Genomic DNA, 12,804 nt, shown 5'->3' with positions numbered 1-12,804 from the left:
ATTAAAGATCTTTTAACATACGGCGGGCGAGTACCTTGCCTTGCTCAACGGCGGGCTGATCATAAGGGTTCACCCCTAACAGGTCAGCCGTAATGACTGTCTCCAGCATAAAGTGCATGGTCAAAGCACCCAACGTTTCTTCATCAATTTTATCTAATAGGAACTTTCTCACCGGACGACCATTTTTGGCCAAAGTCTGCATGGTGGCCTCGGCAGAAACGGTGAGCAGATCCCCCAAAGTACGCCCCCGGAGATAACTCAGCGAATCTTCACCTTTTGGCAATACGGTATCAACTGGCAACCCCATACCTTTGGCATCATGATAAATCATCGTGAACATCTTGTCCTGGGGACCATCCAGATACAGCTGCAACTGACTATGCTGATCAACGGTTCCAAGAGCTCGGATTGGCGTCGTTCCCTTACCCTCTTTGCCCAAGCTCTCTGCCCATAACTGGTTATACCAGAGACCAAGATCAGCAAGTCGGTCTTCATAAGGCATAATAACTGTTTGCCGGATACCACGTTGGCGCTGCAACCCCGTTGCGATAGCTGCGCCAACTGCCGCAGGGATATCCTCCATTGAGGCACCAGAAAAAGCCTGATCGACAACTTTTTGAGCACCGTCTCTCAAAGCAGCCGTATCCAAACCAGCAATCATTGCCGGGAGCAACCCGACCAAGGTAAGGATACAAAATCGCCCCCCAATTAACGGGTTTTGATCAAGACATTCAAGTCCCAGATCTCTTGCTAACTTTCGTAGAGGATTAGGACGGGGTTCAGTGATAACAGTAACCCGTTCTGATAATCTATCCGCGCCATATTCCTTCTGAAAGATTGGTAACAAAGCCATAAACTGGGAAACAGTTTCCGCAGTTGATCCTGATTTGGAGACAACGATTAAACCAGTACGAGAAATATCAAGATGCTTTAAGAGAACATCAAAACTGTGAGGGTCAATATTGTCGATAAAATGAAGATGCGGTCCACCGTTAATTGGCCCAAAGGCACTCGTGGCTAGACCATACAGCGTGCGTCCACCAAGCGACGACCCTCCTGTCCCCAGAACAATAACATCGTCACAATTTTCCCGGTAAGAAGACACTAGCGCTTGGCAAGAAACGAGGTCATCGCGCTCGCTCGGGATCATCAGAAACGGCAACCGTCCACTGTCTTTATCATCTTTAAGACGGGCAAGACTGGACTTACAGCCTTGAAGCTGTTCTTCAAATATTTTCTGTTCCAAACCACCTTCGCCAAGTGTTCTGGCAAGGCAAAACTCTGCATCGTGTGTGTAAGACATTGTCTCTTTTATCTATCTAAGAATATACTTGTAGTATTACCGATTTGTCGCTGATGACGAAAGCTTTCATCCCATAAAACCGCTGGAATCGCTTCTTCTCTTGCAGATAGAACTGTTATGGCTCAAACGGCAAAGGGACTTCTTCCTCAAGCCCGACCGGGCGCCCAGCAATAACAACCGTCAACGAATCTGGCTTAAATAATTCTTTGGCAACCCGTTTTGCGTCTTCCAACGTCACGGCCTCAAGGTACTTATTCCGCTGATCTAGGTAATCGATCCCCAAATCATTCAACTGCATCGCCAACAAGATATTTGCAACCCGCCCCGTGCTGGTAAAACTTAACGGGAAAGACCCCGTCAAATAGGTTTTGGCATCGATCAATTCCTGTTCGCTCGGTCCTTCTTCAGCCATTAATGACCATTGCTCTTTCATAATCCGGATTGTTTCAGCAACGCGTTCATTTTGTGTCGCGACCGAAGCCATCACAAGCGGTGCCTGATCCAACAAAGAGAGGTAACTACCTACAGAATAAGTCAAACCTCTTTTTTCCCGAACCTCCTGATACAACCGAGAAGAAAAGCTTCCTCCGCCTAGAATATGATTCACAATAAAGGCGGCATAATAATCAGGATCATCCCGGGAAATGCCTCTATGGGCCATTATAACTTCGCTCTGGGGAATATCCTCGTCCAAAATGATCGTTCCCCCTTTTATCGCAGGTGACGCACCAGATACCCGAAATGGTTTTGATTTTTGTGTAAGACCACCAAAGGCCTGATCCAACAATGTCCCAAGTTCAACACGATCCACATCCCCAACAACTGCAACGGTCAGGTTATTTTGGGCAATGTTCTCTGCCATATAACTTTTCAAATCAGAAATAGTTATGTTTTTCAAGCTTTCAAACGTTCCATCGTTTGCACGACCATAAACATGGTTGGGATAATAAAGCGTACGCAAAGTACTTTGCGCTTTGTATCCCGGATCATCCGCCCGCTGTTTAAGAGCAAGAGAAATCTGTGATCGAATTCGTTCAATTGGCTCACGGTCAAACCTTGGTCCCGTCAAAGATAGCTCAAGCAACTCAAAAGCTATCGCCTTGTTTTTTGTTAACGTGACAAGCTCACCACTAAAAAATTCACGCCCAGCATCAAAGCCCAAAGAGATCGACAAATCATTTAACTTGGCCTGGAAAGCTTGCGAATCAAGGTCCCCTGCCCCCTCATCAATTGTCGCAGCAACGAAGTTGGCGAGACCTTCTTTACCATCCGGATCGACAGATGACCCTCCCGAGAAAGCAAATTTCATCGAAATAATGGGGTTACTACGATCTTCGATAAGCCAGGCGTGTATTCCGCCGGGGCTTGTAACCTGAACAATATCAACAGCAAACGCCGAAGAAAGATTACACAAGCTCAACAGAGTTGTTAGGTATGTGGCAAGTCCGAGCTTGACAAAAGACTTCATTATTCGGCTCTCTTTCCTGGCAACAAAACACCTGTAACCGACTGGTTATCAACAAACGTTTTTTTCAACAGATCGTTGATTTTGTCTGATGTAACTGCAGAAATCCTGTCTGGCCAAGCTTCTACGTCCTCGACACTCCCACCTGTAGTTATCGCACGCCCAATCACATTAGGTGCCGCGGCAAGAGAATCACGTGCAAAAATGGCCGCATCAACCATCCGGGTTATAGCTTTATCCACTTCAGCCTGCGTTACCCCCCCCTCTATCAAATCAGAGAGTTCTTCCCGTAACCGCTTTTCTACCACATCAATCCCCACACCAGGACGAGGAGAAATGTAGAGCGTAAAGGTACTCAGGTCATAAGCATTGGGGCTATAGGATGTACCAACAGATGCCGCCAGTTTTTCTTCAATAACCAACTTTTTATATAACTTGCTGGTCGCTCCTGAGCCGATAATCTCGTCTAACACCTGTAATGCGTAAGGATCATTATTACCGGCGGTCCGATAACTCGGGGCAAGATATCGTATCGTAACAGATGGATTAGTGATCAAATGACTTTCCTTCACAACCCTTCGTGCAGCATTTTGCGGGGGTTCTGAAATCCTCTTTCGCTCGGGCACTTCCTTGTAGGGAATAATGCCATAGTATTTCTCAGCAAGAGGCTTTACTTCGTCAACGGTAACATCACCTGAAATAACAAGGACAGCATTGTTCGGCGCATACCATTTTCGATAAAAAGACAGAGCTGTCTCTGTATTCAATGCCTCTATTTCATGATCCCAACCGATAATTGGTATCCGATAAGGATGGTTGAGAAACTGGCTGGCCCGCATAACTTCACCCAATTGCGCGCCGGGGCGGTTTCCAACGCGGCTTCGCCTTTCTTCACGCACGACTTCGCGTTCGGGCAAAACCTTTTCATCATCCAGGATAAGACCTGTCATTCTGTCGGCTTCCAGTTCCATCACCAATTCAAGGCGGTCTTTGGCTACTGTTTGGTGATAGGCGGTGTAATCCCAAGACGTAAATGCATTTTCCTGTCCCCCATTTTTAGCTACCAACGCTGAAAATTTGCCCGACTCGAAACGTTCAGTTCCCTTAAACATCAAGTGTTCTAAGAAATGCGCATTCCCAGACTCACCAGTATCTTCATCTGCAGCTCCGACTTTATACCAAAGCATTTGCGTGACGATCGGTGCTCTGTGATTGGGAACAACAACAACCTCAAGCCCGTTATCAAGGGTAAAAGTATCTGGATTAAAAACGGCACTTTGAACAGATGAAAACGGCACGATCAAACTGCAAACAATCATGTAAAAAGAAAACGTGGATTTAAATTTAGAGACCATTTTCAAGCAATCTAAGTCGTTTAAGAGATTTCATAGGGCAAAATCGCTGCAATCAAAGCGAACACGATCAATCCGTGTTCTTCATGGCGCATTAATCTGGCAAAACTAGGGCAACAAACTATTTTTCAGATACAGCCAACACAAAATAAAAAAAGCTCCGACAAAATCGGAGCTTTTCTCAAATCATTTAGAACCAACAATTAGAAAAGATTGTCAAACACCCCTTCAAGTGGAGCTTCACGTTCGATCACAATAATCTCGGTTTCGCCTTGGCCACGCGTCCCAAGAGCAGCGTTTTGCTGAATGCGTTTCGCCTCTTTTACCGGATCAACCAAGCTATTGGGATTAGGTTGATCTTTCCAGAAAATCAACGCATCAACAACCTGTTCACTTTCAGAATTAAGCTGACGTGTTTCCCGGTCAATAAGAAGACGGATATCATCAGGCGCCTCATTTGCGCCCGCCGACTGTAAGAGCGCCATTTCGCCATCGCTACGCCCAGCTTGATCCAATGACGAGCTTTTTTCTGGCCCTGCAGTACCGTCTAGATTAAACACAGCACGCTTGGCTTGCCCCTGTGCCGATCCTTCTTGAGGACGTAAAGCCCCCGGACGAGGAGGCGCAAGATTGTAATCAGGTGGAAGGCTAAGAGGTGCTCTAGACACGACTTTAAATTCGTCGGGAGCACGCTTTCCTAATCCAATTTGTTCTTTCAAACCATCACTACAACCAGTGACAGCCAGGGCAAGAACAATTAACCCAAAAAATTTGATCTTCTTCATGCTTTCAATCCGCATCCTTTTTCAAGGTTCTTACTTATTACCCTTAGATGGCGTCAAGAACAAGCCGTCATAGAGCAAAACCATTACCCCGATAAAAATAAAGCTGTCTGCGAGATTAAATGCAGGCCAAGGGTTAAAGATCCGCCAGGGCAAGAACGAGATACTGAAACTCAGGAAATCAACCACTCCAATGTGAACAAATCTATCAATTACATTTCCGATCGCACCGCCACTTATCAGACCGACAGACACAGAGATCAGCTTACCCGGTTCTTTGTAAAGCCAGACAAACAAAGCCACCACGATAGTAATGGCAACCCCAGCTAATAAGAAGGGTCGCCATTCAGAATTGCTACCAAACAAACCAAAGCTTACCCCAGGATTATAAGCCAGAACGAGATCGAAAAAACTTGTGACCTCAATAATTTTTGGTGGGTTCATGATGTCTAACAATACGTACCACTTACTGGCCTGATCAATTACGGCAATCAATAAAGCCAGCATTAAAGCACGGAGTACCATCAAATTACCTTTACTCTCGAGATGCATCCTAGCTGACACCTTAGACACTAGCAGCTAAAACGCTGGCACAACGACTACAAGTGCCCGCATGCGGATGACTTCCCACATCGGGAAGCACTTTCCAGCAACGCTCGCACTTATTTCCTTCGGCACCATCGACCACAACACCAACGCCATCGACATCATTCAAACGATAAGCTTCTTGTGGAGCATCAGCTTCGACCAGTTCAATCTGAGATGTAATACAGATATCAGCCATATTAAGATCACCGATAGCAGAAAGCAGCTCGGGACGGTTGATATACACCGCCGGCCGCGCCTGAAGGCTAGAGCCAATTTTTTTCTCGGCTCTTAAAACTTCAATTGCCCCAGTAACAACGCGACGAACTTCACGCACATTGTCCCAGCGTTCAGCCAGAGTATCATTTTCCCAGTCCGCTGGAATTTCCGGGAAGGTACGCAGATGCACAGACTCAGCTTCGTCTGTTTTTCCACGTGCCAACCATGCTTCTTCTGTCGTAAAGCACAAAATCGGTGCTAACCATGCCGTTAATGCATCAAAAAGTGTATCAATGACAGTCCGGCAAGCGCGGCGTTCAAGTGTATCTTTACCGTCGCAATACAGCGTATCTTTGCGGATATCGAGATAGAAGGCAGACAGATCAAGCGCACAGAAATTATGCAGAGCCTGGAACATTGCGTGATAATCATAATCGTCACAGGACTTGCGAACGATCGTATCCAGCTCAGTCAAACGATGCAGAACCCACTTCTCAAGCTCAGGCATTTCCCCTACAGGCAAACGCTCTGCGTCGCTAAATCCATCAAGGCTCCCCAATAGGAAACGCAGCGTGTTTCTTAAGCGACGATAAGCATCGGCTTGATACTTCAAAATTTCATCACCAACACGCAAATCTTGCGAGTAGTCAGAAGCAACAACCCAAAGACGCAGGATATCTGCACCGTATTTGGCATTGATTTCCGCAGGCGCCGTGATGTTACCCAAAGATTTGGACATCTTGCGGCCTTTGTTATCAAGAACAAAGCCATGGGTCAGAACGGCATCGTATGGTGCACGACCACGTGTCCCGGCAGATTCCAGTAGTGACGTATGGAACCAGCCACGATGCTGGTCCGACCCTTCAAGGTAAAGATCAGCCGGCCATTTCAATTCTGGGCGTGCTTCCAATACAAAGCTGTGGGTTGACCCTGAATCGAACCAGACCTCGATGACGTCCTGAATTTGCTCGTAATCATCCGGGTTATACTCGTTACCAAGGAAGCGGGCCGGCGGACTGTTAAACCAGGCATCACCGCCTTCTTGTTCGAAAGCATCAACAATACGATCGAGAACCTTCTGATCACGAAGGGGTTCACCCGTTTTCTTTTCCATAAAGATCGGCAGAGGAACGCCCCAAACTCGTTGGCGAGAGACACACCAATCCGGACGCCCTTCAATCATCTTGTAAAGGCGAGTCGATCCCTTCTCGGGAATGAAGCGGGTCTCATCGATAGCTTTAAGCGCTTTATCTCTTAGTTCATTGGTTTCCATAGAAATAAACCACTGAGGCGTGGCACGGAACACCAATGGTGCTTTGGAACGCCAAGAGTGCGGGTAACTATGACGCATGGATCCTTTGGCCAACAAAGAGCCTGATTCAATCAGAGCCTTGATCACACGCCCATTGGCGTCACCTGCTTTACCTTCCTGGGTATAAACACAGGCACCAGCAAAGAACGGAACATGATCGTAATAAACGCCAGCTTCATCAATCATCATCGGGACTTCCAGCCCTTGTTGACGACCGAGTTCATTATCATCGGCACCATGACTTGGCGCGATATGAACAAACCCTGTACCAGCATCATTTGTAACAAAGTCAGCGTTCAGTAACGGCACTTCGTAATCATAGCCACCATCAGCACCCTCTAACCCGTTAAGGGGGTGTTTGACTTTAACGTCAGAGAGATCAGAAACCACGCCAACTTCGGTCCATGCTTCGATCTTGGCATCTATTCTAACCTGTTCGGACAATTCACGGTTTAGAACAAGGCGTTCACCAACTTTGGCAATGCTGTTTTCACCGAGCTCTGTCACTTCGTAAACCACATATTCGAACTCTTCACCGCAAGCCACCGCCCTGTTAGCAGGAATGGTCCACGGTGTGGTTGTCCAGATGATGATCGATGCGCCGTCGAGCACCTTGTCATTACTGCTGGCAATCGGGAAACGAACCCATATCGTTGGTGACTTCAGTTCATGATATTCAACTTCAGCATCGGCCAAGGCTGTCTTCTCTACAACCGACCACAGAACAGCTTTGGTCCCCATGTAGAGACCTTTGTTCATCAAGAACTTACCCATTTCCTTCACAATCAGGGATTCTGATTGGTAGTTCATGGTCTTATAAGGTTGTTCCCAATCAGCTTCGATACCGAGACGCTTGAATTCTTCAATCTGGATCTTGATCCACTTATCGGCAAACTCACGACATTCCTTGCGAAATTCCACAACAGGAACTTCGTCTTTATCCTGACCGCGCTCGCGATAGCCTTCTTCGACCTTCCATTCAATCGGCAGACCGTGACAATCCCAACCGGGCACATAGTGTGCATCTTTACCTAACATCTGTTGAGAACGATTGATCACATCTTTCAGCACTTTATTGAGTGCGTGCCCCATATGAAGGTGACCGTTAGCATAGGGAGGGCCATCGTGAAGCGTAAATTTTTCGCGGCCTTTGCTCTGTGCACGCAGTTTCTCAAACAACCCAATATCTGCCCAACGCTGCAAAATCTCAGGCTCTTTTTTGGGCAAGCCAGCGCGCATAGGGAAATCAGTCTTGGGGAGAAAAACAGTATCTTTATAGTCCGTGCTCATGGAGCCACTCTTCCATTTTAACAATTATGTCGTTTTAACAATTATGCTTGATGTTCACCTGTTGCCGAAACAACGGGGTCGATTGGATGATCAGGTAAAGCCAACAAAAGCTTTCTAGCCTGTTCGCTGTCTTTTTCGATCTGTTCAGTCAAGGCCGATAGGCCATCAAATTTCTTTTCAGGGCGCAGATATTCCACGATTTGCACCCGAAGGTCCATATCATAAATATCTTCATCAAAATCAAAGATGAAAACTTCAAGGTTTACACCCTCACCATCTATGGTCGGGCGCACACCAATATTTGCTACACCGTTGTACCAATGGGTTAACCCGAAACCCTCAACCCCAGCCTTGGCAACACGTACGGCATAGACGCCCAGACTGGGAATAAGATAATTTTCCATGGATAGATTCGCGGTCGGAAAGCCAATCGTTCTTCCGCGCTTAAACCCATGCATTACCGTGCCGTCAATTTCCCAGTAACGCCCCAAAATTCTTGCTGCATCAGCTGGTTTACCTGCCTTGAGGTATTCCCGGATGCGCGATGAAGATAAAACAACATCGTTTTTATCTTCAACAAGTGTAGCGGCCGTGACACCAAAACCGTGTTCTTTTCCCATGGTTTCAAGCAACGTTGCGTTACCTTGGCGATCCTTACCAAAACAAAAATCACCACCAATAACCAAATGTTTCGCACCTAGATCACGTACCAAAGTCTCTAAGACAAATGATTCTGCTGACTGTTTGGCAAAATCAAGAGTGAAATCCTGAATATAAACATGATCAACACCAACCTTTTTCAAGGCATGTGCTTTTGCGATCATTGGGGTCAAACGAAAACAAGATTGATCTGGTTTAAACAAAGATCGGGGATGAGGCTCAAAGGTTAAAACGGCCAAAGGGCGGTTTAATTTTTCCGCAATCTCTCTTGCCTGACGAATCACGGCCTGATGCCCCAGATGAACACCATCAAAGTTGCCAATTGCAACGACAGCTCCCCGTGCGTCATCCGGTAGATTGGTAAAGTTATGAAAAACTGCCATTTATTAAACCTAGGCTTATAGCCTGTAAGCTCCTGAAATATTCTACGCGTCAGGCTGTAAAAATATTTAATGCGCTTCCGATATTAGCAGACGCACCATAAACAACCCTCAAAGGCCTATGAATACTAGGTCAAAGGCTGCTTGAAAACAGCCTTATGGCTTTTTTATCAAAAGATTTAACGATAATAGACTTATTGATCCCGTGAAGACACCATAACCATTGCCTCACCATCCAACACATCCTTGCCCTTTACTTGGCAAAGTGTCTCTAAAATCACACGTTTTTTAGACATCATAACTTCCTTCACCCGCACAATCGCCGTAACAGTATCACCAATACGTACAGGCCCCTTGAATCTTAGTGACTGCGAAAGATATATACACCCTGGCCCGGGTAATCTCGTCCCCAAAACTGTCGACAGATAGGATGCTGTTAGCATGCCATGGGCAATACGCCCTTCGAAAACACTTTTTTTCGCAGCTTCTTCATCAATATGTACAGGATTGGTGTCACCTGAAATACCTGCAAACAAAACAATGTCGGCTTCGGTTACTGTCTTCGAGAATGATGCTTCCATTCCCTCATTCAGATCTTCGATATAATACCCTTGTTGCCCGAACATAAGCTCTTCCCTCCGCCACAGGTCTATTTTTTCAGTTTATTATTATTTAAATGATCCCGAGATTTGTATTATTCTTTCTCAAAAATCAATCTTTGGATAACTTCACGAAAATTACGTTGTTTCGCACCTGCAAACAAGTGTTATTTTGCACCGCAGCATACACTGATATACAAGACAAACCATCTTTGGTATTTTTTGAAAAGTGATTTAATATACAAGTTGGTTCTATATAAAGGTTGATCTGGTGCTCTCATTCACAAAGACGGTTGTAATCTTCACTATTCTCTTGCCCCTCACAGCCTGTGGAGCGAGTAAGCAAGCAAAACCAATAACTGGTAGCCTGCCCGCAATTTCACCAGAAAGTGCCCGTTTATATTTTTACCGTTCTCAGGTTCCTTTTCTCGCAGCCATTGAACCTGACTTTCTCGTAAACGGGAAGTCCGTCGGAACAGCAAAACTCAATCAGGTTCATTACCGCGATGCACAGCCCGGTAACTACGAAATCAAAATATCATCTGACATTGAAACCCCGGTTTTGATACTCTTAAAACCCGGAGAAACACGCTATTTCAAAGCCTACGGCACCACATCAGTCATCCGCAGCTATCACGCAATCAAAGAAGTCCCCGAACCCGAGGCACTGAAAGAGATTCAAGGACAAAAACTTCTGCCCCCAGATCAAAACCCAAGTTAAAGGACAATCTGTCATAATCCCCGAAACCCAGAACAGGTTTATTCTACAAATAAGACAGTTAGAAAAAGGCCACCACGAATGTGGCCTCGTCAGTTGGTTTGAGAAAACTGGCCTGAGAAAACTGGCCTGGGTAAATTAATAAGCCAGCATCCTATTCTGCTTCTCTTTCGAGAACAGCTGCAAAAAAACCATCCGTATCATTTGTTGCCGGGCTTAAACGAAGCATGTTGCCTATTGTCTCTGGCATAGACGACGGCATTCTTTCTTCCCAAACATCTTTTACCGGCACCAATTTGAAATCAGGACGGGAACGAAGCAATTTAGCCACCTGATCTTCATTTTCAATAGGCAGCAGAGAACAAGTGGCATAAACCAAACGCCCACCTGGCTTCACCAAACGGGCAGCAGATGTCAGAATACTTTCTTGTAATGCGACCAACTCCTCTAAATCCTTTTCATCTCTGCGCCATTTCGAATCAGGGGCACGACGCCAAGAACCTGTGCCGCTACAAGGGGCATCCACAAGAACACGGTCAAACTTACCTTTATTCTTTTTGACCCAAGGATCACGTTCGCTTTCCAAGACTTTTCGTTCGGCATTAAACACACCGGCCCGTTTCAATCGCTGTGCCGCACGGTTCAAACGTTTGTTATGAACATCCGCCGCAATAAGCTGCCCGCGATTATCCATATCAGCAGCCAGAGCTAGCGTTTTACCACCAGCCCCTGCACAAAAATCGATAACCCGTTGTCCCGGCTCAACGGCAACCATGACCGCCAGAACCTGAGATCCGGCATCCTGAATTTCAAACTCACCACGTTCATAGAAGGGTAAGTGCGCTTTTCGACCTGCATCCGTAATCCGCAAACCGTAGGGAAGCCAATCTAGCTTTTCAACCTTACATCCCGCCTTTTCCAATCTTGGGATCAGGTCGTCACGATTACCTTTAAACGGATTAACCCGGATATCCAACGGTGCAGCTTCGCGCAAAGCATCAACTTCTTCAGCAAAACGATCTCCAAAGACTTCGCGCAACCCTTTTTCCGCCCAAGATGGGCATTCCAACGTCACAGCCTCGGGCATGGTTTCATCAGCAAGTTGCTTTCCATCCATCGCGCTCAACACACGCGCTTCTGAATCAGTTAGTCGCTTAAGATAACCGCCGCCGCCTTTGCAAAAGTGCGTAATATCCTGAACGTTCTTGCCATGGGTAAGAACGAGATCCGCAAGAAGAAGTTTACGTACTTGTGGTGTCTGACCATTGATTTCCAGCCACCATAACAAACGGCGATAACGACGGACAACGCCCCACACCATATCTCGAATACGTGTATGATCACGCGGGGTCAAACGCCCCTTTATGTTTGAAAAGTGGGCTGCTAACGCCCGATCTATGGGGCTGTCGGAATTCGTTGCTTCTTCCAGAACCGCCAGAACATGAAACAACAAACGTCCCATAGGCAAGTCAACACGTTCTGCGCCACGCGCCAGCCGTGCCCCACTTTTAACAGGCTCGACATCTGATCGCTTTGTATAAAAATTTTCCTCACCTGAGGAATTTCGATCGTTCACACGGTCATCGCGCGTTCTACCATGCTGGCGCCTATTTTGATGATCAACGCTGCGTGTCTTCTCGGCATCTTTTCCGTGTTTCTGCGCGAGGAATCTTTCCTTGCGCACCTGTTGTTTTCCAGCGCCAGACTTACCGTCAGCAGATTTTTTATCATTAAATTGATCAGCCACGATATGCTCCTAAAGCCCCAAAAGGGTTTGTTCGTTTTTAGTAAACCCAACGATGACACCTTGTGGCGCATCAAAAACCGGACGTTTAATGAGCGTAGGATTTTCCAGCATCAAGTTCCGGGCCACAGCCTCATTCACCGACTCCTTGATATCATCTGATAAATTTCGCCACGTCGTGCCCCGCTTATTAAGAAGCTTTTCCCATCCCGCCACAGAGATCCATCTATCAAGATCTTCAGCAGACAGTCCGTCCACACGGAAATCGTGATACTGATGATCAAGACCTGCGGCAGACAATGTTTTGAGTGCCTTTCTGCATGTATCGCAGTTCTTAATACCGTAGAGTTTGATCATCAATCTTTCCGTTCTTAAATAAATTCTGGCACCTAGGT

General features: G+C 46.4%; 11 protein-coding genes. 1 reads left to right on the top strand and 10 read right to left on the bottom strand.

What is annotated here, in order from left to right; all coding sequences use genetic code 11:
* Position 1: 1 nt before the first annotated feature.
* From ACN0W5_RS03085 to ACN0W5_RS03050, 8 genes are all read right to left on the bottom strand, one after another.
* Positions 2-1,303 carry a glucose-6-phosphate isomerase gene (locus ACN0W5_RS03085; protein ID WP_417452776.1) on the bottom strand — a complete coding sequence of 434 codons (1,302 nt, stop codon included), beginning with the start codon at positions 1,301-1,303 and terminating at the stop codon, positions 2-4.
* 115 nt (positions 1,304-1,418) lie between these two features.
* On the bottom strand, positions 1,419-2,771 hold the full coding sequence (locus ACN0W5_RS03080; protein WP_417452775.1) for a M16 family metallopeptidase: 1,353 nt from the start codon (positions 2,769-2,771) through the stop codon (positions 1,419-1,421).
* Positions 2,771-4,066: a M16 family metallopeptidase gene (locus ACN0W5_RS03075; RefSeq protein WP_417452774.1), complete on the bottom strand. Its 1,296-nt coding sequence runs from the start codon at positions 4,064-4,066 to the stop codon at positions 2,771-2,773. Before ACN0W5_RS03075 ends, ACN0W5_RS03080 begins: the two co-directional genes overlap by 1 nt.
* A gap of 257 nt (positions 4,067-4,323) precedes the next feature.
* On the bottom strand, positions 4,324-4,905 hold the full coding sequence (locus ACN0W5_RS03070) for a DUF3035 domain-containing protein (RefSeq protein WP_417452773.1): 582 nt from the start codon (positions 4,903-4,905) through the stop codon (positions 4,324-4,326).
* Between the two features lie 30 nt (positions 4,906-4,935).
* Positions 4,936-5,454 carry a signal peptidase II gene (gene lspA / locus ACN0W5_RS03065; protein ID WP_417452772.1) on the bottom strand — a complete coding sequence of 173 codons (519 nt, stop codon included), beginning with the start codon at positions 5,452-5,454 and terminating at the stop codon, positions 4,936-4,938.
* A gap of 13 nt (positions 5,455-5,467) precedes the next feature.
* Entirely contained in the window at positions 5,468-8,308 is a 2,841-nt protein-coding gene (gene ileS, locus ACN0W5_RS03060; RefSeq protein ID WP_417452771.1) for an isoleucine--tRNA ligase, read from the bottom strand.
* A gap of 41 nt (positions 8,309-8,349) precedes the next feature.
* The gene (locus tag ACN0W5_RS03055) at positions 8,350-9,351 is read right to left on the bottom strand and encodes a bifunctional riboflavin kinase/FAD synthetase (RefSeq protein WP_417452770.1); all 1,002 of its coding nucleotides are present in this window, start codon (positions 9,349-9,351) and stop codon (positions 8,350-8,352) included.
* A gap of 191 nt (positions 9,352-9,542) precedes the next feature.
* Positions 9,543-9,974 carry a MaoC family dehydratase gene (locus ACN0W5_RS03050; protein ID WP_299371489.1) on the bottom strand — a complete coding sequence of 144 codons (432 nt, stop codon included), beginning with the start codon at positions 9,972-9,974 and terminating at the stop codon, positions 9,543-9,545.
* A gap of 244 nt (positions 9,975-10,218) precedes the next feature.
* Here ACN0W5_RS03050 and ACN0W5_RS03045 point away from each other — a divergent pair, with 244 nt between their 5' ends.
* Positions 10,219-10,668, top strand: coding sequence for a DUF2846 domain-containing protein (locus ACN0W5_RS03045; protein WP_417452769.1), 450 nt, complete (start codon positions 10,219-10,221; stop codon positions 10,666-10,668).
* A 151-nt stretch (positions 10,669-10,819) separates the two neighbouring features.
* Here the strand turns inward: ACN0W5_RS03045 and ACN0W5_RS03040 are convergent, their stop codons facing one another.
* Together ACN0W5_RS03040 and ACN0W5_RS03035 are read right to left on the bottom strand one after the other, a co-directional pair.
* Positions 10,820-12,412, bottom strand: coding sequence for an RsmB/NOP family class I SAM-dependent RNA methyltransferase (locus tag ACN0W5_RS03040; RefSeq protein ID WP_417452768.1), 1,593 nt, complete (start codon positions 12,410-12,412; stop codon positions 10,820-10,822).
* Between the two features lie 9 nt (positions 12,413-12,421).
* A complete protein-coding gene (locus tag ACN0W5_RS03035) occupies positions 12,422-12,766 on the bottom strand; it encodes an ArsC family reductase (RefSeq protein ID WP_417452767.1) in 345 nt (114 codons plus the stop codon).
* Positions 12,767-12,804 lie beyond the last annotated feature (38 nt).

This window comes from Kiloniella sp. (assembly GCF_048270245.1).
Lineage (GTDB): Bacteria > Pseudomonadota > Alphaproteobacteria > Kiloniellales > Kiloniellaceae > Kiloniella.
The sequence above is the reverse complement of the archived record's forward strand: the minus strand, read 5'-3'. Positions and strand labels throughout refer to the sequence as shown.

Excerpts from the sequence above, each read along its gene's own strand:
- ACN0W5_RS03085 (WP_417452776.1), bottom strand. The coding sequence starts at position 1,303 with ATGTCTTACACACACGATGCAGAGTTTTGCCTTGCCAGAACACTTGGC.
- ACN0W5_RS03080 (WP_417452775.1), bottom strand. The coding sequence starts at position 2,771 with ATGAAGTCTTTTGTCAAGCTCGGACTTGCCACATACCTAACAACTCTG.
- ACN0W5_RS03070 (WP_417452773.1), bottom strand. The coding sequence starts at position 4,905 with ATGAAGAAGATCAAATTTTTTGGGTTAATTGTTCTTGCCCTGGCTGTC.
- lspA (WP_417452772.1), bottom strand. The coding sequence starts at position 5,454 with ATGCATCTCGAGAGTAAAGGTAATTTGATGGTACTCCGTGCTTTAATG.
- ileS (WP_417452771.1), bottom strand. The coding sequence starts at position 8,308 with ATGAGCACGGACTATAAAGATACTGTTTTTCTCCCCAAGACTGATTTC.
- ACN0W5_RS03055 (WP_417452770.1), bottom strand. The coding sequence starts at position 9,351 with ATGGCAGTTTTTCATAACTTTACCAATCTACCGGATGACGCACGGGGA.
- ACN0W5_RS03050 (WP_299371489.1), bottom strand. The coding sequence starts at position 9,974 with ATGTTCGGGCAACAAGGGTATTATATCGAAGATCTGAATGAGGGAATG.
- ACN0W5_RS03035 (WP_417452767.1), bottom strand. The coding sequence starts at position 12,766 with ATGATCAAACTCTACGGTATTAAGAACTGCGATACATGCAGAAAGGCA.